The organism is Pseudomonas acericola (SeqCode) (assembly GCF_053456465.1).
Window position 1 is genome coordinate 96606 of sequence record NZ_JBRFJB010000003.1, and the last position, 20794, is coordinate 117399.

Annotated in this window: 15 protein-coding genes; 6 read left to right on the forward strand and 9 right to left on the reverse strand. The window is 62.4% G+C overall.

Annotated features, from left to right (window positions below; all coding sequences use genetic code 11):
• Positions 1 to 41 precede the first annotated feature (41 nt).
• Together ACU688_RS12425 and ACU688_RS12430 are read right to left on the reverse strand one after the other, a co-directional pair.
• On the reverse strand, positions 42 to 974 hold the full coding sequence (locus ACU688_RS12425) for a M10 family metallopeptidase C-terminal domain-containing protein (RefSeq protein ID WP_448184933.1): 933 nt from the start codon (positions 972 to 974) through the stop codon (positions 42 to 44).
• A 144-nt stretch (positions 975 to 1118) separates the two neighbouring features.
• Positions 1119 to 1277, reverse strand: a complete 159-nt coding sequence (locus tag ACU688_RS12430; protein WP_448184934.1) for a hypothetical protein — start codon at positions 1275 to 1277, stop codon at positions 1119 to 1121.
• Positions 1278 to 1481: 204 nt separating this feature from the next.
• Here ACU688_RS12430 and ACU688_RS12435 point away from each other — a divergent pair, with 204 nt between their 5' ends.
• The 4 genes from ACU688_RS12435 (at position 1482) to ACU688_RS12450 (ending at position 10427) form a co-directional block, all read left to right on the forward strand.
• Positions 1482 to 3470, forward strand: coding sequence for an alpha-1,4-glucan--maltose-1-phosphate maltosyltransferase (locus ACU688_RS12435; protein ID WP_448184935.1), 1989 nt, complete (start codon positions 1482 to 1484; stop codon positions 3468 to 3470).
• Positions 3471 to 3628: 158 nt separating this feature from the next.
• Entirely contained in the window at positions 3629 to 6976 is a 3348-nt protein-coding gene (gene treS, locus ACU688_RS12440) for a maltose alpha-D-glucosyltransferase (protein WP_448184936.1), read from the forward strand.
• Positions 6973 to 9201 (forward strand): 1,4-alpha-glucan branching protein GlgB, encoded by a 2229-nt coding sequence (glgB, locus tag ACU688_RS12445; RefSeq protein ID WP_448184937.1) that lies wholly within the window; start codon positions 6973 to 6975, stop codon positions 9199 to 9201. Before treS ends, glgB begins: the two co-directional genes overlap by 4 nt.
• A gap of 59 nt (positions 9202 to 9260) precedes the next feature.
• The gene (locus tag ACU688_RS12450) at positions 9261 to 10427 is read left to right on the forward strand and encodes a GGDEF domain-containing protein (protein WP_448184938.1); all 1167 of its coding nucleotides are present in this window, start codon (positions 9261 to 9263) and stop codon (positions 10425 to 10427) included.
• Between the two features lie 4 nt (positions 10428 to 10431).
• Here the strand turns inward: ACU688_RS12450 and ACU688_RS12455 are convergent, their stop codons facing one another.
• The 6 genes from ACU688_RS12455 to ACU688_RS12480 all read right to left on the reverse strand — a co-directional run bounded on the left by ACU688_RS12455 (position 10432) and on the right by ACU688_RS12480 (position 18308).
• Positions 10432 to 12615: a GAF domain-containing hybrid sensor histidine kinase/response regulator gene (locus tag ACU688_RS12455; RefSeq protein ID WP_448184939.1), complete on the reverse strand. Its 2184-nt coding sequence runs from the start codon at positions 12613 to 12615 to the stop codon at positions 10432 to 10434.
• Between the two features lie 140 nt (positions 12616 to 12755).
• A complete protein-coding gene (locus ACU688_RS12460; protein WP_448184940.1) occupies positions 12756 to 13607 on the reverse strand; it encodes a CAP domain-containing protein in 852 nt (283 codons plus the stop codon).
• Between the two features lie 82 nt (positions 13608 to 13689).
• Positions 13690 to 15015, reverse strand: a complete 1326-nt coding sequence (locus tag ACU688_RS12465) for an MFS transporter (RefSeq protein ID WP_017734577.1) — start codon at positions 15013 to 15015, stop codon at positions 13690 to 13692.
• Positions 15016 to 15073: 58 nt separating this feature from the next.
• The gene (gene lhgO, locus ACU688_RS12470) at positions 15074 to 16267 is read right to left on the reverse strand and encodes an L-2-hydroxyglutarate oxidase (protein ID WP_448184941.1); all 1194 of its coding nucleotides are present in this window, start codon (positions 16265 to 16267) and stop codon (positions 15074 to 15076) included.
• A gap of 103 nt (positions 16268 to 16370) precedes the next feature.
• Complete coding sequence (locus ACU688_RS12475) at positions 16371 to 17081, reverse strand: FadR/GntR family transcriptional regulator (protein WP_448184942.1); 711 nt, start codon at positions 17079 to 17081, stop codon at positions 16371 to 16373.
• Between the two features lie 54 nt (positions 17082 to 17135).
• Positions 17136 to 18308: an MFS transporter gene (locus ACU688_RS12480; protein WP_448184943.1), complete on the reverse strand. Its 1173-nt coding sequence runs from the start codon at positions 18306 to 18308 to the stop codon at positions 17136 to 17138.
• 113 nt (positions 18309 to 18421) lie between these two features.
• On the opposite strand from ACU688_RS12480, the gene ACU688_RS12485 reads away from it, so the two are divergent.
• Complete coding sequence (locus ACU688_RS12485) at positions 18422 to 19330, forward strand: LysR family transcriptional regulator (protein WP_448184944.1); 909 nt, start codon at positions 18422 to 18424, stop codon at positions 19328 to 19330.
• 21 nt (positions 19331 to 19351) lie between these two features.
• Positions 19352 to 20029: a GNAT family N-acetyltransferase gene (locus ACU688_RS12490; RefSeq protein WP_448184945.1), complete on the forward strand. Its 678-nt coding sequence runs from the start codon at positions 19352 to 19354 to the stop codon at positions 20027 to 20029.
• 137 nt (positions 20030 to 20166) lie between these two features.
• On the opposite strand, the gene ACU688_RS12495 is transcribed toward ACU688_RS12490, so the two are convergent.
• On the reverse strand, positions 20167 to 20763 hold the full coding sequence (locus ACU688_RS12495) for a TetR/AcrR family transcriptional regulator (protein WP_448184946.1): 597 nt from the start codon (positions 20761 to 20763) through the stop codon (positions 20167 to 20169).
• Positions 20764 to 20794 lie beyond the last annotated feature (31 nt).

Below are 20794 nucleotides of genomic sequence, written 5' to 3' on the forward strand. Positions count from 1 at the left end.
ATACAGATCAATCAAATCGCCGAAGCAGGCCCGCGCCGGGCTCAGGTCAGCAGGTTGCTCTGGCGCACCTCGCCAAACACCTTCACCACAAAGGGCGGCTCACCCGGGTTGGCGGAAACCGACACCACGCTCGTGTTGCTGCTTGCAGAGTGATCAATTTTGACTTCGCCGCTTGCCCCCGTGAACGTGTTGACGACCTGCAGGGGTTTGTTCAATTGTTTTTGAATGCCGGACAGGTCCAACGTGTCATCCGCCGCGAAGTTCCTGATTTCACTGGGCGCATCCAGGGTGGATTCGCTGGTGCGCCCGTAGCTGTAGGTTTTGCCTGGGGCGCGCCGCACATTGTTGACGTTGTCTTCACTCAACGCACTGCCAATAGTGTTCAAACCTTTGGCGGCGCTACTGGATTCGGAAAACTGTTGCGCCATGGCGGTTTTTTCGTCGCGCCATTGTTTGATGTTTTCGGCAATGCCTTCAACGCTGTCCCCCTCAAAGGCCTTTGTCAGCATCTCAATATTACGCAACTTGAGTTGGGCAATTTTTTCATCGGTCCTCTGCTGTCTGGTTTCAGCCAGGCAGCAATCCACCTCGTCTTTGTGCAAATGTTTGCCGAGCGCCTTCAGCTTCCTGGCGTTCGCTTCGCCATTGGGACCTTGCAACATCGCTTGGATTTTCCCGGGCGTCAGGTGCGCCCGAATCTGTTCAATGAGGGCTTTGGACTCTGGAGCGTTGGGGCTGCGTACGATCTGCCTGATGTTGTCTCGGGTCAGCAGTGGGTCAAGGTCGTCGGGGTTTTCCTGGGGCGTTGCTTGATGGGGGGCTGGGTTTGGGGCCTTGGGCGGCTTCGACCAGTTCGGTCCCGACGCCAGCAGCCGGTTCAGGCGTTCATCTGTCGATTCTGATTGATGTGGGTGCGTGGCGTGTGGCTGAGTTTTTGGCGGTTCGGCTTGGTGTTGCGGCTGGATGGTTGACATCAGGGCTTCCTCGCGATGAATGGCATAAACACCCCGTTCACTGATTGGGGTAGCGCTTACGCCCGCGAGTATAAAAACCAAGCCCTGAACTGGAGGTGGGTATTAGCTTTCGGACTTTGTAGGTAGCTTCAGTTTTTTTCGTAGTCAGATACTCATCGGCCGCTGCGGTGCTGGCGGTTCCTCCACCGCTGGCGGCTGCTGTTCAGGCGGCTCCTGCTCTGGAACCGGTTGCGGTTCGCTGGGCGGCAAGGTCGGTTCGTCGATATTCGGGTCTGGGGTTTCGGCAGGGATCGGGATATTCATCAGTGTGGCCTCCTTTGTGCTTTGCTCTATCGGTGGACAGCGGCCTGGGCGGATTGATTCCCCGCCCGGCGGCGGCACATCCACCTGAACTTTTCGCGCGGGCACAGGCTCGGACCTATGACGGTTGCGCTCAGGGAGAGCGCTGGCGTATCAGAACCCGGATCAAGCAAAGAGCGTCCACTGGGCGTAAGGGGAAGATGCTCGATGACTGCTGAAACACTGGTTCCCAATGCATCTGCATTACCGCTGTCCCAGGCACTGTTACTGCCCAGGATCGCTATCGAAAGCACCATGCCGGTGATCGACGGCGGCGAATTTGCCGTCAAGGCGGTGGTGGGTCAACGGGTCAATGTCACCAGCAAGGTGTTCGCTGACGGCCACGACAAGCTCGCCGTGCTGATCCGTTGGCGGCCGCTGCAGGACGAAAGCTGGCACAGCGTGGTGATGGCCGATGTGGGCAATAATGGCTGGGAAGGCGCGTTTACCGTCACCAGCCAAGGCCCCCATGAATACTGCATCGAAGCCTGGGTCGATACGTTTGCCAGCTTCTGCTACGAATTGCGCAAGAAACACGAGGCCGGCGTGCCGGTCAGCCTGGAATTGCAGGAAGGCCGCAGCCTGGTGTTGCAAGCGGCCGAGCGCAGTGACAACGAACTGCGCGACCGCCTGATGCTGTTGCACCACGAACTGTCCGGCCTGCTGGAAACCGAGCAGGTCGCGCTGTTCCTGCACGAAGACAGTGCACACCAGATGACCCAGGCCGACCACCGCGCCTACCTGAGTATCAGCACGGTGTACCCGATCGATGTCGAGCGCCAGGCGGCGCAATTTGCCAGCTGGTACGAACTGTTTCCCCGCTCGATCACCGACGATCCCGCGCGCCATGGTACGTTCAATGACGTGCATTCGCGGCTGTCGATGATCCATGACATGGGTTTCGACGTGCTGTACTTCCCGCCGATCCACCCCATTGGCCGCAGCCATCGCAAGGGGCGCAACAATTCCCTGACGGCCGGCCCCGATGATCCCGGCAGCCCCTACGCCATCGGCAGCGAGGAGGGCGGGCACGAGGCGATCCATCCGCAATTGGGCAGCCGCGATGACTTCCGCCGCTTGGTCAAGGCCGCCGCCGAGCACGGCCTGGAAATCGCCCTGGACTTCGCCATCCAGTGTTCCCAGGACCATCCGTGGCTCAAGCAGCACCCGGGCTGGTTCAACTGGCGCCCGGACGGCACGATCAAGTACGCGGAGAACCCGCCGAAAAAGTACCAGGACATCGTCAACGTGGATTTCTATGCGGCCGATGCCATTCCCAGCCTGTGGATCGAGTTGCGCGACATCGTGGTGGGCTGGGTCGAGGAGGGCGTGAAGACCTTTCGTGTCGACAACCCCCACACCAAGCCGCTGCCGTTCTGGCAGTGGTTGATCAGCGATGTGCGGGCCCGGCACCCGGAGGTGATCTTCCTCGCCGAAGCCTTCACCACGCCAGCGATGATGGCGCGCCTGGGCAAGGTCGGTTACACCCAGAGCTACACCTATTTCACCTGGCGCAACACCAAGGCCGAGTTGAGCGAGTACTTCACCCAGCTGAATGAATCGCCGTGGCGCGAGTGTTTCCGGCCGAACTTTTTCGTCAACACGCCGGATATCAATCCCGCTTTCCTGCACGAGTCCGGCCGTCCGGGCTTTTTGATCCGCGCGGCGCTGGCCACCATGGGCTCGGGCCTCTGGGGCATGTATTCGGGGTATGAGCTGTGTGAAGCCGCACCGGTGCCGGGCAAAGAGGAATACCTGGATTCGGAGAAGTACGAGATCCGTGTCAGGGATTTCACCGCGGCGGGCAATATCATCGCCGAGATTGCCCAGCTCAACCGCATCCGCCGGCAAAACCCGGCGTTGCAGACGCACCTGGGCTTGAAGCTGTACAACGCCTGGAACGACAACATCCTGTACTTCGGCAAGCGCAGCGAGGACGGCAGCAACTTTATCCTGATAGCGGTGAACCTCGACCCTTACAACGCCCAGGAAGCGAATTTTGAATTGCCGTTGTGGGAATTGGGCTTGCCGGACGATGCGCACACCCAGGGTGAAGACCTGATGAATGGCCATCGCTGGACCTGGTATGGCAAGACCCAGTGGATGCGGCTGGAGCCGCAGATGCCGTTCGGGATCTGGCGTATCACCCTCTCTTAAGCCTGCTGGAGATCAAAAAATGTGGGAGCTGGCTTGCCTGCGATAGCGGTCCATCAGCCAATACAGTTGGCACTGATAAACCGCTATCGCAGGCAAGCCAGCTCCCACATTGACCGAGTTTCTTCAGGTGGTTATGAACGTATTCTCAGGAGTTTCCAATGGCGAAGAAACCCACCCCATCTCCCTTCACCCAGGACCCGCTCTGGTACAAGGACGCGGTGATCTACCAGGTTCACGTCAAATCCTTCTTCGATGCCAATAACGACGGTATCGGCGACTTTGCCGGGCTGATCGCCAAGCTCGACTACATCGCCGACCTCGGTGTGAACACCCTGTGGCTGTTGCCGTTCTACCCCTCGCCACGGCACGATGACGGCTACGACATCGCCGAATACCGCGGCGTCCACAGCGACTACGGAACCCTGGCCGACGCCAAGCGCTTTATCGCCGAGGCCCACAAGCGCGGGCTGCGGGTCATCACCGAGTTGGTGATCAACCACACCAGCGACCAGCACCCGTGGTTCCAGCGCGCCCGCAAGGCCAAGCCCGGTTCGGCGGCGCGGGACTTCTACGTGTGGTCCGATGACGACCAGAAGTACGCCGGCACCCGCATCATTTTCCTCGACACCGAAAAGTCCAACTGGACCTGGGACCCGGTGGCCGGCCAGTACTTCTGGCACCGTTTTTATTCCCACCAACCAGACCTCAACTTCGACAACCCGCAAGTGATGAAGGCCGTGCTGTCGGTGATGCGCTACTGGCTCGACATGGGCATCGACGGCCTGCGCCTGGATGCCATTCCCTACCTGATCGAACGCGACGGCACGAACAACGAAAACCTGCCGCAAACCCACGACGTACTTAAACAGATCCGCGCCGAGATCGATGCCCACTATCCCGACCGCATGTTGCTCGCGGAGGCCAACCAATGGCCGGAAGACACCCAACTCTACTTCGGCGACGCCAAGGGCGATGACGGCGACGAATGCCATATGGCCTTCCACTTCCCGCTGATGCCGCGCATGTACATGGCGCTGGCCCAGGAAGATCGTTTCCCCATCACCGATATTCTGCGCCAGACCCCGGAGATCCCCGCCAATTGCCAATGGGCGATCTTCCTGCGCAACCACGATGAATTGACCCTGGAGATGGTCACTGACAAAGAGCGCGACTACCTGTGGAATTACTACGCCGCCGACCGCCGCGCTCGCATCAACCTGGGTATTCGCCGTCGCCTCGCGCCGCTGATGGAGCGCGACCGTCGGCGCATCGAACTGCTCAATAGCCTGCTGTTGTCGATGCCCGGTACCCCAACCCTGTATTACGGCGATGAAATTGGCATGGGCGATAACATCTACCTCGGCGACCGCGATGGCGTGCGCACGCCGATGCAGTGGTCCATCGACCGCAACGGCGGCTTCTCCCGCGCCGACCCGGCGAGCCTGGTGCTGCCGCCGATCATGGACCCGCAATACGGCTATCAGTCGGTGAACGTCGAAACCCAGGCCCAAGACCCCCATTCCTTGCTGAACTGGACCCGGCGCATGCTGGCGGTGCGCAAGCAATCCAAGGCGTTTGGCCGGGGGCGTTTGAATATGCTGTCGCCAGCCAACCGCCGCATCCTCGCGTACACCCGTGAGTTCACCGGGGAAGACGGCCGCACGGAAATCATTCTGTGTGTGGCCAACGTGTCGCGCAGCGCCCAGGCGGCCGAGCTGGACCTGTCGGCGTACGCCGGGATGGTGCCGGTGGAGATGCTCGGCGGTAACGCCTTTCCGCCCATCGGCCAGTTGCATTTCCTGCTGACCCTAGCGCCGTACGGTTTCTATTGGTTCGTGCTGGCGGCGGAAAACCAGATGCCCAGCTGGCACGTCGAACCGGCGCAGAGCATCCCGGATTTCACCACCCTGGTGCTGAAAAAACGCCTGGAAGAACTGTTGGAGCAACCCTGCCGCGCCACGCTGGAACAGGCCGCGCTGCCCGCCTGGTTGCCCAAGCGGCGCTGGTTCGCGGCCAAGGATGTTGCCATCGACAGCGTGCACATTGCCTACGGCGTGCGCTTCGGCGACCCGCAGCACCCGGTGTTGCTCAGCGAAATCGAGGTGACCAGCGCCGGCCAGGTCAGTCGTTACCAGTTGCCGTTCGGCTTCCTCGCTGAAGACGAATTCACCAGCGCCTTGCCCCAGCAACTGGCCCTGGCCCGTGTGCGGCGTGCGCACCAGGTGGGGCTGGTGACCGATGCGTTCAGCCTTGAGCATTTCATTCGCGCCGTGATCCAAGGCTTGCAGGCCGGCACGCGGCTCTCTTCCAGTGACGGCGAGTTGCGGTTCGACGCGACGCCCCATCTGGCCAAGTTGCAACTGACGGACGACGCGCCGGTGCGCTACCTGTCGGCCGAACAATCCAACAGTTCAGTGGTGGTGGGCGAAAGCCTGGTGCTCAAGCTGATCCGCAAGGTCGCCAGCGGCGTGCACCCGGAACTGGAAATGAGCGCTTACCTGACCGCCGCCGGTTACCCGAATATTTCGCCGCTGTTGGGCGCAGTGATCCGCCACGACGGGGGCGGGCAGGACAACCTGTTGATGATTGCCCAGGGTTACCTGAGCAATCAGGGCGACGCGTGGGCATGGACCCAGAACAGCCTGGAACGGGCGATCCGTGATGAGCTGGCCGGGGCCATCTCCGAACAGGAACAGCACTACAACGCCCTCGGCGAGCTGAAGGATTTTGCCGGGTTGCTTGGCCAGCGCTTGGGCGAAATGCACGGGGTATTGGGCGCGGACACGGCTGATCCTGACTTCAAGCCTGAAGTCACCCGCGTCAAAGACACCCAGGCGTGGGCCAAGGATGTCGGCGCGCAGATCGACCGCGCCCTGCAATTGCTCAGTCAGCACCAAACCAAACTGAACCCTGCGGACCAGCTGCGGGTCACTGAGATGCTGGCGCAGGAAAAAGCCATCGCCACGCATGTGCAGGCCTTGGCGAAAGCCACGGCCGGTGGCTTGCGCATACGCGTCCACGGTGATTTGCATTTGGGCCAGGTCTTGGTGGTGAAGGGCGATGCCTACTTGATCGACTTCGAAGGCGAACCGGCGCGGCCGTTGCATGAACGACGCGGCAAGCACAGCCCGTATAAAGATGTGAGTGGCGTGCTGCGCTCGTTTGATTACGCGGCGGCGCTGGCCTTGAACGGGCAGGGGTTGGATCACTCGCCCGAAGCCGACCTGGCGCGCCAGCGCGTGACTGATCGTTACCTGAGTGACGCACGTCAGGCATTTATCCAGGCTTATCAGGCAGCTACGTCTACACTGGCGCATGACTGGCAGGAAGCCAACGGCCAGGACGCCGCGCTGACGTTGTTCAGCCTGGAAAAGGCCGCGTATGAAGTGGCTTACGAAGCGGAAAACCGCCCCAGCTGGCTACCGGTGCCCCTGCAAGGGCTGCACCGTTTGCTCGGCGGGCTTGAACCAATATCGAAAACTGCACGCGGTGGGGAGACGTCATGAGCTTTACACATAAAGAACCGCTGCAGCCCAAGTTGACTGCATTGCCGGCGTCCAACGACATCGAATTGCTGGTGCGCGCCGAGCACCCGGACCCGTTCTCGATTCTCGGGCCCCACGATGACGAACAGGGCGGCCAGTTTATCCGCGCGTTCCTGCCAGAGGCGCTGAGCGTCCAGGTGCTGGCGCGGGATAACGGCGAGCCGCTCGGCAGCCTGGACGCGACCCAGGTGCCGGGCTTGTTTGTCGGGCACTTCGCGACTCGCCAGGCGTACCTGCTGCAGATCCAGTGGGCCGGTGGCGAGCAGATCACCGAAGATCCCTACAGTTTCAGCCAATTGTTGCTGGGGGAAATGGACCTGTATCTGTTTGCCGAAGGCAACCACCGCGACCTCAGCAGTTGCCTTGGCGCGCAAGTGACCACGGTGGATGGCGTGCAAGGCGTGCGCTTTGCCGTGTGGGCGCCGAATGCACGGCGGGTGTCGGTAGTGGGGGACTTCAATATCTGGGACGGTCGGCGTCATCCGATGCGCCTGCGGCATCCGTCCGGCGTGTGGGAGATCTTTATCCCACGCCTGCAACCGGGCGCGGCCTACAAGTACGAGATTCTCGGCGCCAATGGGATTTTGCCGCTTAAGGCCGACCCCTGTGCGCTGGCCACGCAGTTGCCGCCCGACACCGCGTCGAAAGTCGCCGCGCCGTTGCAGGTGGACTGGCAAGACCACGACTGGATGCAGTCGCGCCTCGACAAGCACAAAACCACGGCGCCGCTGTCGATCTACGAGCTGCACGTGGGCTCCTGGCAGTGTGAGCTGGACGAGGCCGGCGAGGTCGCCCGCCAGTATGGCTGGCGTGAGCTGGCCGAGCGCTTGATCCCCTATGTGCAGCAACTGGGCTTCACCCATATCGAACTGATGCCGATCATGGAGCACCCGTTTGGCGGCTCGTGGGGCTATCAGGCGCTTTCACAATTTGCCCCGACGGCGCGCTTCGGTTCGCCGGAAGACTTCGCCTACTTCGTCAACGCCCTGCATCGGGCGGATATCGGCGTGATCCTCGACTGGGTGCCGGCGCATTTTCCCACCGACACCCATGGCTTGGCGCAGTTTGACGGCACCGCGCTGTACGAATATGCCAACCCGCTGGAAGGCTTTCACCAGGACTGGGACACGCTGATCTACAACCTCGGCCGCACCGAAGTGCATGGCTTTATGCTGGCTTCGGCGTTGCACTGGCTGAAACACTTCCACGTCGACGGCCTGCGGGTGGATGCCGTGGCGTCGATGCTGTACCGCGATTATTCGCGCAAGGCCGGCGAGTGGGTGCCCAACCGCCATGGTGGTCGCGAGAATCTCGAAGCCATCGACTTTTTGCGTCACTTGAACGATGTTGTCGCCCAGGAAGCGCCCGGCGCGCTGGTGATCGCCGAAGAATCCACGGCCTGGCCCGGCGTGAGCCAGCCGACCCAGCAGGGCGGCCTGGGTTTCAACTACAAATGGAACATGGGCTGGATGCACGATTCGCTGCACTACATCCAGCAAGACCCGGTATACCGCGCCCATCATCACAACGAACTGAGTTTTGGCCTGGTGTATGCCTGGTCCGAGCGATTCATCCTGCCGATTTCCCATGACGAAGTGGTGCACGGCAAACACTCGCTGATCGACAAGATGCCCGGCGACCGTTGGCAGAAGTTCGCCAACCTGCGCGCCTACCTGGCATTCATGTGGATGCACCCCGGTAAGAAATTGCTGTTTATGGGCTGCGAATTCGGCCAGTGGCGCGAGTGGAACCACGACCAGCAACTGGACTGGTACCTGCTGCAATACGCCGAACACAAGGGCGTGCAGAAACTGGTGGGCGACTTGAACCGCCTGTACCGCGAAGAACCGGCGCTGCACGAACAGGACGACGCGCCCCAAGGCTTCCAGTGGCTGATCGGCGACGATGCAATCAACAGCGTCTACGCATGGCTGCGCTGGAGCAAGGATGGCAAGCCGGTGCTGGTGGTGGCCAACTTCACCCCGGTGCCCCGTGAAGCGTATGCGGTGGGCGTGCCATTTGCCGGGCGCTGGAGCGAGGTGATCAACACCGATGCCGACACCTATGCCGGTTCGAACTATGGCAATGGCGGTGAAGTATTTACTCAGGATGAACCGCGCCATGGGCAACCGGTGTCCTTGACGCTGAATCTGCCACCGCTTGGCGTGCTGATCCTGCGTCCTTAAGCGTTTAAAGGCTCTGGCATGCTGGATTCTGTTGTCCACGCTACTGGCAGGGTGCCACAATGGCGCCTTTGTCGTGGCAGTCGAAGCAGGCGGATTTCATGAATGGCCTTGAGCGTGGGCAGGACCAGGATTGCGTTATTGAGGAGCAGGTGCGGACAGACCGTCTGCACCAGCTGTTTCGACAGTCATTTGCCGCCATTTTCGGCAGCTTCCTCGGCGCGGCCATGCTGTGCTGGCTGTGCTGGGACCGGTTTTCCCACCAGGTCATCCTGATCTGGCTGGTAGCGCTGGGCGCATCGTCGCTGCTGCGCGTTCACCTGTTCATGGGCTGGTTTCGCTGCGCCCATGCCGAACGCACGCCGGATCGCTGGGAGCGTCGCTACTGGCTGACACTGATGTTGTCTGCCGGGATCTGGGGCGCGGGTGCGTTGGCCGTGATGCCCACCGATGATCGCGTGTCCCAGGTGCTGGTGATGTTGTTCACCGTGGGCATGTCGGTCAGCGCGGTGTCGTGTTATTCGGCGTATCGCTACATGACGCTGATGTCCATGGCCCTGGTGTTGTTGCCCTGCACGGTGTGGCTGCTGTTCCAGCCATCGCCCATGCAAGTCGGCGTGGCCGTGGCGGTGCTGGTGTTTTCGACGTTTGTGGTCAGCGCCACGCGCAAACTCTCCGATGCCCTGGAAAAAGCCTTTCGCCTTACCCGGCAAATGGAACGTGCCCACAATATTTCCACACGCGCCGCCCAGACCGATGAGCTCACCGGCCTGATGAATCGCCGCGCGTTCTTCGAACATGCCCACTTGTTGTACGCACATTGCCGACACAACAGCCAGCCACTGTGCGCGCTGATGCTGGACATGGACCATTTCAAGGAGATCAACGACACCTACGGCCATCAGGCGGGCGATCAGGTGTTGCGTCAGATCGGCGGGGTGATCAGTGCCTCGTTTCGTCAGACGGATGTTTACGGCCGGTTGGGTGGAGAAGAGTTTGCCGTACTGCTGCCCAATACCTCTCTGGAAACGGCGCGCAGTATCGCCGAGCAGTTGATCCGCGCGATTTCCGGGCTGGCGGCCGAGCCGGTGCATGGCTTGACTGCCAGCCTCGGCGTGGCGTCGATCCGCAGTGTCGACCAGGACCTGCACAGCCTGATGAATACCGCCGACAAGGCGCTGTACCGCGCCAAGGCCCAGGGCCGCAACCAGGTGGCCGTGGCCGAGTAGGGCGTCAGTCGCGCTGCATCGACTTGGCCAGCACGCGCGCGACCTGATCGGCGGAGTAGGGCTTGGCGAGGAACTCAAAGCCTTCGTAGCCGCTGTCGGCCAGCTCTTCGCTGTAACCGGAGGTGAGCACCACCGGCAGGTCCGGTCGGCGCTGGCGCAGCAGTTTGGCCATGGCCACGCCGGTCATGCCGGGCATCACCACATCCGAGAAAATCCCGTCGAAGGCCATGGCGTCCGGGCCTGCCAGTGCGAGTGCCTGTTCGGCATGGGTGGCCCAGGTGGTGCGGTAGCCGAGATCTTGCAGGATCTGGTTGGCAAAGCGCCCGACTTCCAGGTTGTCTTCGACGATCAGGATATGCCGCTGCGCGGTGTCGATGGACACGCCGGGTTCAACTGACGGGCCGGGCGGTGCCACCTGCGCGGCGACGGCGGGCAAATACAGGGTAAACCGCGCGCCCTGGCCCAGCGCGCTGCTCACATCGACGTTGCCGCCCGATTGCTTGGCGAACCCGAACACTTGCGACAAACCCAGCCCGGTGCCTTTACCCACGGCCTTGGTGGTAAAGAACGGCTCGAAGATGCGCTCGAACGTGTCCCCGGGAATGCCTACGCCCGTATCGCTCAGCGACACCGCGACAAACGATTGGTGGGCTTCGGCATCGCCACGGATGCGCGGCAACGTCGGCACATGGGCCACCCGTAGGGTCAAGGTGCCTTGGCCGTCCATGGCATCGCGGGCGTTGAGGGCAATGTTGATCAGCGCCGTTTCAAACTGGCTGGCATCGACACACACATGGCACGGCTGCGGCGGTAACTCGACCTGTACGCGGATGCGTGCACCGGTGAGGCTCTCCAGCATCTCGCCGATGTTGCTCACGCGCTGGCACACGTCGAAGACTTCCGGGTTCAGCGGCTGGCGGCGGGCGAAGGCGAGCAGTTGGCTGGTGAGCTTGCTGGCCCGCTCGACAGTGTCGGAAACGGCGCCCAGGTAGCGTTGCCGGCGTTCTTCGGACAACCCAGGCTGGCGCAGGAAATCCACCGAAGAGCGAATGATGGTCAGCAGGTTGTTGAAGTCGTGGGCCACGCCGCCGGTCAGTTGGCCGATGGCTTCAAGCTTTTGCGATTGATGCAGCGCGGCTTCGGCCTGGGTGAGGGCGGTGGTGCGTTCCTCCACCCGTTGCTCCAGGGTCGCGTTCAATTCGCTAAAGGCCGCCAGCCCTTCGCGCACGGCGGCGTCGGCGCGCACGCGCTCGATATGGGCCCAGGAACGTTCGGTGACTTCCCCCAGCAGCGCCAGGTCATAGGGTGACCAGACCCGCGCCGACTTGTGGTGCGCCGCCATCAAGGCAGTCAAGCGACCCTCCTTGATCAGGGGGAAACACACCGTCGCCGTGGCCCCGAGGGCCTGGTAGCTGGCGGACTCGTCGGGCGGGAACTCCACGCGATTGTCGCGGATCACCAGGGGCTCGCCAGCGCGCAGGCGCTGTACTGCCAAGGCGCCGAACGACGCCAGGCTGTAGCGCCCGACGATGCTCGGCGAGCCCGGCGCGCCCCAGTTGCCGCGAATGGTGAAGCCGTCTTCATCGGCGTCCATGTCGGCATACGCGCAGTTGGACACTTGCAGGTGCTGCGCCAGCAGGCGGGTGGTGCTGGTCATGATGGCTTCGGCATCGGTAGCGTTGGCCACGGCATTGCCGATGGCGTCCAGCATCGCCAGGCGGCGCGCGAGGAACACGGTGGCGGTGGTTTCAGTGACGGTGTCGAGCATGCCGACCACGGTGCCGTAGGGGTCGCGGATCGGGCTGTAACAGAAGGTGAAGTAGGCCTGCTCGGTACCGGCGCCGCGTTCGATCAGCAGCGGGTAGTTCTCGATATACGTTGCATGCCCCTCGAATGCGGCCTTGGCGATGGGGCTGATGTCCTTCCAGACTTCACTCCATACCTCGCTGAAGGGACGCCCCAATGCGTGGGGCTTGTCACCGAGGATCGGGATAAACGCATCGTTGTAGAGCATGGTCAGCGCAGGCCCCCAAACGATGGCCTGGGGGAAGCTTGAGGCAAAGCACAGCGCGACAGTGGTCTTGAGCACGTCGGGCCATTGTTCCAGCGGGCCCAGCGGCGTGCTGGCCCAATCATGCAGGCGCACCTGCTCGGCCATGTCGCTGCTGCTTTGCAGCCAATTCATCATTGGAAGAACACCTTGTTTGCCGCCGTCTTTTTAGTCGCCTGAAAGATCAGGTGAACACGCTACAGACCGGAATGCCCGCTGGCAGTTCAGTACGATTATCGCGGAGATGGCATTTTGATGCTCTATCCATTTGAATGTAATTATTGGGTGCCGAACAATCCGGTCCAATAGATCCCTGCATCACTCTTCGGGTCCATGGCGTACGCCGCGCCCAGCTCGCGAAACTGCGGGTTCATCAGGTTGGCGCAATGCCCGGGGCTGGCGAGCCAGCCGTCCACCACCTTGCGCGGGGTGTCGAGGCCGGCGGCGATGTTTTCGCCGATGTTCTTCGCGATATACCCGGCCAGTTCCGCACGGTCGCCGGGGGTGCGTCCATCGTGATCCAGGTGGTCGAAGAAATTGCCGTTGGCCATGTTGCGCGTGTGGCTGTTGGCGGCGCCGGCCAGGTCGTCGTTCCAGCTCAACGGCGTGGTGGCGTTGAACGCCTGGGTGCCACATTGGCGTGCTTGTTCGCGGGCGGCGTTGATCAGGTTGAGCAGTTGCCTGCCTTCGGTCTGCCAGTCGCCAAGGCCGCTGGACAGCAGCGGGCGGGCGAGCACGATGCGCCAGTCCTGGCCGCTGTTGCTCACGCCGATATCGACAAATTGCGGGTCCAGCACCACGCGGCAGAAGCTTTCGCGCACAGCCTTCATGGCTGAAGCAGCATCCTTGGGCCCGGACAGGCTGATGGCCTGCACGTTGACCATCGGGTACGCCGCCCGCGCCAGTGCCTGTTGCAGGTCGCCGACATTATTGGCCGGCAGCACCAGCCGCGTGTCGCTGGTCAGCGGTGGCAGTTCCTGGGAACCCTGGTCACCGCAGCGCTGTAGCTGGCTGCGGTATTGGTTGATCTGTTGTACCAACTGACTTTCTTCATTCGCCATCGCGCTGGCGCAGAACACCGTAGTGGCGGCCAGCGTCGTCAGACCCATCATCAATGACAGCACGCGCATGGACATTACCCTTGAGCTTGTAAAGTGCCCATGATGCGCGATGTAGGTGCGTCCATGCACCCGTTGGTCTGAACTTTTTCCTTCAGTTCTTGAAGGCCGAGTGTTTGCGGCCCTGGTCGCACAAGGCAAACACCACCACCAGCAGGGCCGAAATGCCCAGGATGATCACCACGCCATCGGTGGAGTGCGTGGCCGACGCTGCCACCATCGACAGTGCGCCCAATGGCGCCAGGCCACCGGCGATGGCGGTGCCGATTTCACGGCCGGTACCAAAGCCGGAGGAGCGGGTCTGGGTCGGGAACTGCCGGCTGAGGAACGAACCCTGGGGGGCAAACATCATCGGCGCGAGGATGCCCGTGCCGACGCCGATGGCGATGTAGATCATCAGGCTTTCGCCGGTGTTGAGCAGGGCCAGGAACGGGTAGGCGAACAGCAGCGAGCACACACCGCCGAGCATCAGTACGGTCTTGCTGCTCCATTTGTCGCACAGCCAGCCGAAGCACGGCACGGCGACAATGGCGATCAGGCTGGCGATGGTCACCGACAGCGAGGTGACGTGCACATCCACGCCTTTGAACTGGGTCAGGTACGCCAGGGAGAAGGTCTTGAAGATGTAGCTCAGGGCGTTGTAGCCAATGGCCACGAAGAACACCACGGCCAGGCCTTTCATATCGTTTTTGAACAGGGTTTTCAGCGGCGACGCCTTGGCCTTGGCAGCTTCTTTGCTCAGCTCGTTGAACTGCGGGGTTTCCGGGATGCTGTTGCGCACCCACAGGCCCACGCCCACCAGCACGATGCTGCACACGAACGGGATGCGCCAGCCGCCGGCCAGCAGGAACTCATTGCCGTTGATGGTCAGCACGTACACGGTAAGCGACGACAACAACAGGCCAAGGTTCAGGCCCAGTGCAGGCCATGCGCCTTGGCTGCCGCGCTTGCCTTCCGACGCGTGCTCGTAGGACGTCACCGCCGCCCCCGACAGCTCAGCGCCCGCGCCCAGACCCTGGATGATGCGGATAAACACCAGCAGGATCGGCGCCCAGATGCCAATCGAGGCGTAGCTGGGGATCAGGCCGATCAGCGTGGTGCACACGCCCATCAGGCAAAAGGTCAGCACCAGCACTTGCTTGCGGCCGAACTTGTCGCCGAGGTAACCGAACAGGATGCCGCCGAACGGGCGGGCAATAAAGCCAATGGCAAAGGTGGAAAAGGCCATCAGGGTGGCGGTTTTCGGGTCGCTGTTATCGAAGAAGATCTTCGAGAACACAATGGCCGCCATGGTGGCGTACAGGTAAAAGTCGTACCACTCCAGCATTGAGCCAAAGATGGTCGCGGCGGCGACTTTACGCAGGCGCTTGCGGGTTTGTTCGGGTGTTTCGGTGGACGGAATGGAGGCAGGTGCCGACATGCTGGACTTCCTTCTGGGTCTTTATAGTTATTGTCAAATGGACGCGTATTGCGGGGTGTTACTCGGGCTGGAACAGGCGGTCGGCGATCATCGCGCCGATGGGCATGGCTGAGGTGGCGGCCGGCGAGGGCGCGTTGCACACATGCAGCATTCGTGGGGTCTGGGCGAACAGGAAATCGTGCACCAGGCTGCCGTCGCGCATCACCGCCTGGGCGCGGATGCCCGCTTCATAGGGCAGCAGGTCGTCAATCGTCAGGGATGGGCAATACTTGCGGCACTGCTCCAGGTAGCCGGACTTGAACAGCGAATTTTTCATCTCGGTGGTACCGGAGCCGAGGTTCTGCCAAATGGTTTTCCAGAAACCGGGGAAGCTCGCGTACTGCGCCACGTCGCGCCAGTTCACCGAGAACTTGCGGTAGTTCTCGCGGCCCAGGCCGAGCACGGCATTCGGGCCGACGGTGACGCTGCCGTCGATCATGCGCGTGAGGTGTACGCCGAGGAACGGCAGCTCCGGGTCGGGAATCGGGTAGATCAGGTGGTTGACGATGTTGTTTTTCGCGGCGGGCAGGCGGAAGTATTCACCGCGAAACGGGATGATCTGGTGGTCGATGGGAATGCCGGCAAGGGTCGCCAGACGGTCCGACTGCAAACCGGCGCAGACCACCAGGTGCTTGGCTTGCCAGGTTTCGCCACGGGTGTTGACGGTGACTTTGTCGGTGTCCTCGTGGATCGCGGTGACGGTGCGTTCCAGGCAGATCTCGCCACCGCTGCGGCGGATCACCTGGGCCATGGTTTCGCACACCTGGCGGTAATCGACGATACCGGTGGCATCGAGAAACAACCCGCCGAGGCCGACGATGTTCGGCTCACGTTGACGCAACTGCTCGGCGTCGAGGCGCTCGACCTTCATGCCGTTGAGCTGGGAGCGCGCGTACAACGCTTCCATGCGCTGCATTTCCAGGGGGCTGGAGGCCACCAGCAACTTGCCGCACACCTCGAACTTGATCCCGTGCTCCGTGCAGAACTGCTTGGTCTGCTCGGCGCCGCGCTTGCACAGGTCGGCTTTGAGGCTGCCCGGCGCGTAGTAGATGCCGGCGTGGATTACACCGCTGTTGTGGCCGGTCTGGTGCTTGGCCAGCACCGACTCTTTTTCCAGGATCACCAGCGAGGCGCCCGGCTGGCGCTTGAGCAGCTCCATCGCGGTGGCCAGGCCGACGATGCCGCCGCCGATAATGCAAAAGTCGTGAATCATTGCGTGGGGTACCTAAAGTTGCACATTTCGGTCTGATTATCAGGTTGTCAGACTAATGTTTTTGTTAAAAAAATGGCGTGTCGAGGACACGCTACTTAAAGGATCAACGGGTGGCTGGCAGCTCCAGGCTTAGTCGCCGCGCCGCTGCGCGCAAGTGCGCCTCGGCACTGGCGGCAGCGCGTTGGGCGTCGCCGTCGGCGATGGCCTGGTAGAGCGCCTGGTGTTCCTGGGTCGCATCGGCAGAGCCGGTGGCAAAACGTGACGCCGAGTTTTCCCAGGCGGTTTTGCGCGCGCTGGCCAGTTGGCTTCGCAGGAAGTCGTGGAAGGCGACGAAGTAGTCATTTTTGCTCGCGTCCGCGATGGCGCGGTGGAATTCCACATCGGCGAGGGCGGCGGCTTCGAAGTTGTCGCGGTGGTCCTGCATGGCCTGCAGGGCGCTTTTCATGCGCTGCAGGTCGGCTGCATCGCGGCGTTGGGCGGCAATCGAGGCGGCTTGGGTTTCGATCCACAGGCGCACTTCAAACATTTGCGCCAGGTCCGGGCTACGGCCGTTGGGCTGGGGGAAACGGAACACCGTGCCAGCGGGCGTCTGCGAAATGAACGAGCCCAAGCCCCGGCGGGCGGTGATCACGCCGTCTGCCTTGAGCTGGGCAATGGCTTCGCGCACCACGGAGCGGCTGACGTTGAGTTGTTCGGCCAGTTGCTGTTCGGTGGGCATGCGCGACTCCGGCGGCAATTGGCCGGAATCGATTTCTGCGCGGATCGCACTGACAACTCGCACGACAAGCGAGTCGGGGCGCTGGAGCTCAAGCATGGGACAACCTTGGTGATCAGGTTGTCAGACAATAGTCGCTGCGATTTTATCTTGTCAATGTTTGTGTCGCAGCGCGCCGGCCAACAGGATCAAGCCCACCGCCACCGCAAAGGTGGTTTGCAGGCCAAAAGCCACGGATTGCGGGGTGGCGCGGATGACATCCGGCGTGGCCCAGGCGAACACCGCACCGAGGGCCGAGGCGCCGAAAATCAGGCCGACATTGCGCGACAGGTTCAACAGGCCCGACACCGTGCCCCGCCGTGGGCCTTCGACATCACGCATCACCGCCGTGTTGTTGGCGGCCTGGAACAGGCTGTAGCCCGATGTCAGCAAGACCAACGCGCCAAGGTAGGCTAACAGCCCGCCGGCCAGCGCCAGTGACAGCGCGCCCATGGCCATGATGGCCAGCCCGAGAGCGGTCATGCGCGGGCTGCCGAAGCGGTCTGTGAGATGGCCGGCAGGCACGCCGGTGACGGCCGCGATACAGGGCCCGACCGCCATCACCAGGCCCATCCACGCCGGCGCGAGCCCCAGGCCACGGGACAAGTAGAACGGGCCGACCACAAACGTCGCCATCATCACCGCCGACACCAGCGCGCTCATCCCCAGGCCGGCGCGCAGCCCAGGGCTGGCCAGGGCCGACCAGAACGGCGCTGCCGCCCGAGCGCCGGGTTCATTCGGCAGGTAGCGGTAGGCGAGGGCGGCCGCCAGCAGGCCCAGCGGCGCGCCGAGCAGGAACAGCGCGCGCCAACTCCACAGGCTCAACAACACGCCACCGACGCTGGGCCCCATGGCGGTGCCGACGGCCGACAGCGTGCCGAGCAAGCCCATCACGCGCCCGGTGCGGTCCTTGCTGACCGTGTCGCCGACCATCCCCAGGGTCATCGCCATCATGATCGCCGCGCCGAGGCCTTGCAGCACTCGCGCGGCAATCAGCCAGTGCAGCGAGGGCGCCATGGCGCACAACCCGCAGGCCAGGGCGAACAACAACAAGCCGGCGAGCAACAACCGCCGCCGGCCCAAGCGATCGCCCAAGCGGCCCGCGCTGACAATCACGGCGGTGATCGCCAGCAAATAGGCGAGCACCACCCATTGCACAGCCTGAAACGACGCATCAAACGCCAGCGCCAGGCTGGGCAGGCCGACATTGGCAATGCTGGTGCCGAGGGAGGCCAGCAACATGGACAGTGACAGGCTGAAAAGGGCGCCGCGTGTGGACGTGTGCATCTGGAATTCCTTGAATGATCGCTACTGTCACAACTCTACGGCGTGGCCTAACATGGCGGAAGGCGCATGGATTGCAATTAATACCTGCACAGGACGCCTGATAAGGAGCGCTGATGCCCGATCTGAATTTGCTGATCACCCTGGATGCCTTGCTCGCCGAAGGCAGCGTCGCCGGCGCGGCCAAGCGTTTGCGCCTGAGCGCCTCGGCCATGAGCCGCGCCTTGGCGCGTTTGCGTGAAACCACCGGCGATCCTTTGCTGGTGCGTGCCGGCCGTGGCCTGGTGCCAACGCCACGGGCCTTGGCCCTGCGTGAACACGTCAGCCGCCTGGTGCTGGACGCCCAGGCCGTGTTGCGTCCCGCGCAAACCCTGGACATGGCGCGGGTGGAGCGCACCTTCACCCTGCGCACCAGTGAAGAGTTCGTCGAAAACTTCGGCCCTGCGCTGCTCGCGCGTATCGCTGAGGAAGCGCCTGGCGTGCGCCTGCGCTTCGTCAACAAGACCGACAAGGACAGCGCCTGGCTACGCGATGGCAGCGTTGACCTGGAAACCGGCGTGGTCGACGCCAACGCCAGCCCTGAACTGCTGACCCAGGCGCTGTTTCGCGACCGCTTGATCGGTGTGGTGCGCAGCGGCCATCTCCTGAGCCAGGGTGACATCAGTGTGCAGCGCTACGCCGAGGGCCAGCACGTCTACGTGTCCCGGCGCGGGCAAGACCGTGGGCAGATCGACGACGCGCTGGAAGCCCAAGGCTTCAGCCGGCAGATCGGCACGATTGTCACCGGGTTTTCCACCGCCATCGCCCTGGCCCGCGCCACCGACTTGATCGCCAGCGTGCCCGAACGCTACACCGCCCATCAGCGCGAAGGCCTGCACAGCTTCGCGCTGCCATTGGCGCTGCCGACCTTTACCGTGGCGATGCTCTGGCACCCGCGCCTGGATGCCGACCTCGGCCATCGCTGGTTGCGTGGATGTTTGCGTGAGGTCTGCGGGCCGCAACAGGTACAATCGCCGCGGTCTTGACGCGAAACCCCAGGAATTTGCATGTTGATCCTTACCCGTTACACCACGCCGTGCCCCGCGCACATCAGCGACCAGATCCTGCAGATGGTGGTGGACAACCTCACCGACATCAGCAGCGTGGCACTGCCGCCCAGCAACCTGCTGTACAACATTTACCAGTACGCCACTGGGTTTGAGGTGCATCTGTACCTGGAAGCCTTGAATGGGACCAAGGGGATTGCGGTCGAGTTGATCGTGGCCACTGCCACACTGGATCCGGAGAAAGTCATCGGTTTTGTACTGTGCTTGCCGGTCAAAGATGACCCCGAGGCCTGTGGCATCGCGTTTATGGCGGTGCAGGCCGGTTTTCGGCGCCAGGGTGTGGCGCGCACCCTGATGGGTGACGTGCTTGAACGCTATCCTCACGCTGAATTGAGCTGTGCCGTGGAAAAAGTCCCGGCCTTCGAGGCCATGGGCTTTCAGGTGCGTGGCGCGCGGGAGACCCAGGTGGTGATGAATACCCGCAGCTATGGCACCGACGGCTTGATGGGTGTGCTGGATGTGGCGGCGATCTATAGCTCGCTGGAAGTGCGGCAGATTCACACCTACCTGCTGCAAAAGCACGGCAAGCGCGCGATGGTGGATGCCGAGAAGCAGCGCGACCGGCACCTTGATCAACTGACGCGCAAGGTGCAGATGTTTGTGCAGGGGCGGGGTTGAAATCTAGTTTTCTTTGGATGATTGGTTCTTTGGGCCACCGCTATCGCAGGCAAGCCAGCTCCCACACTTGATCGGGTTCACACGGTCAAAATGTGGGAGCTGGCTTGTCGGGTCGCCGCATCGCTGCGATGAGGCCGTCACTGCCTACCCACCATCCCCAGAATCATCCCCAACAACTCCTGCTGCGCCTCCTCCCGACTCAGCTCACCACTGGCCGCCGCCTGTGACAACGCTTCCGCCGCCCCAAGCATCCCCCGCAAACCGGCCCGGGACACCTTGCCTCCGGGCGCAAACGGCGACAGTGCGGCGCTGCATTTATCGAGGAAGATCGCCTCGTACTGGCGCTTGAGGGTTTCCAGCTCCGGTGAGCTGCTCAACGCCGCAATCACCCCGGGGATTTCCCTGCCCTGCAACAACACGCAATCGACATAGGACGAGGCAATCACCCACGCCCGGTCCTCCAGCGTTGCATTGCTCGCTTCGATAGCCTCGGCAAACACCTGGTTCTGGCGCCCGTCGAAATCGGCATACAGCGCGGCCAACAACCCGGCGCGGGTGACGAAGTGATCGTAGACCACCGGCTTGGTCACACCCGCCAGTTCCGCCAGGCGCCCCAGGCTCAGGGCGTCGGTGCCTTCATCGCGGACCAGTTGCCAGGCCACGTCCAACAGTTGGCGCAGACGATCTTCACGCGACAGGCGGCGACGTGGGGAGGGGGATTCACTGCTTGACATGCTTATATACCAAAAGTAACTTACCAAAGGT

Coding starts and splice junctions, on each gene's coding strand:
- glgB (WP_448184937.1), top strand. CDS start 6,973: ATGAGCTTTACACATAAAGAACCGCTGCAGCCCAAGTTGACTGCATTG.
- lhgO (WP_448184941.1), bottom strand. CDS start 16,267: ATGATTCACGACTTTTGCATTATCGGCGGCGGCATCGTCGGCCTGGCC.
- ACU688_RS12435 (WP_448184935.1), top strand. CDS start 1,482: ATGACTGCTGAAACACTGGTTCCCAATGCATCTGCATTACCGCTGTCC.
- ACU688_RS12485 (WP_448184944.1), top strand. CDS start 18,422: ATGCCCGATCTGAATTTGCTGATCACCCTGGATGCCTTGCTCGCCGAA.
- ACU688_RS12490 (WP_448184945.1), top strand. CDS start 19,352: ATGTTGATCCTTACCCGTTACACCACGCCGTGCCCCGCGCACATCAGC.
- ACU688_RS12425 (WP_448184933.1), bottom strand. CDS start 974: ATGTCAACCATCCAGCCGCAACACCAAGCCGAACCGCCAAAAACTCAG.
- treS (WP_448184936.1), top strand. CDS start 3,629: ATGGCGAAGAAACCCACCCCATCTCCCTTCACCCAGGACCCGCTCTGG.
- ACU688_RS12495 (WP_448184946.1), bottom strand. CDS start 20,763: ATGTCAAGCAGTGAATCCCCCTCCCCACGTCGCCGCCTGTCGCGTGAA.
- ACU688_RS12455 (WP_448184939.1), bottom strand. CDS start 12,615: ATGATGAATTGGCTGCAAAGCAGCAGCGACATGGCCGAGCAGGTGCGC.
- ACU688_RS12465 (WP_017734577.1), bottom strand. CDS start 15,015: ATGTCGGCACCTGCCTCCATTCCGTCCACCGAAACACCCGAACAAACC.
- ACU688_RS12480 (WP_448184943.1), bottom strand. CDS start 18,308: ATGCACACGTCCACACGCGGCGCCCTTTTCAGCCTGTCACTGTCCATG.
- ACU688_RS12475 (WP_448184942.1), bottom strand. CDS start 17,081: ATGCTTGAGCTCCAGCGCCCCGACTCGCTTGTCGTGCGAGTTGTCAGT.
- ACU688_RS12460 (WP_448184940.1), bottom strand. CDS start 13,607: ATGCGCGTGCTGTCATTGATGATGGGTCTGACGACGCTGGCCGCCACT.
- ACU688_RS12430 (WP_448184934.1), bottom strand. CDS start 1,277: ATGAATATCCCGATCCCTGCCGAAACCCCAGACCCGAATATCGACGAA.
- ACU688_RS12450 (WP_448184938.1), top strand. CDS start 9,261: ATGGCGCCTTTGTCGTGGCAGTCGAAGCAGGCGGATTTCATGAATGGC.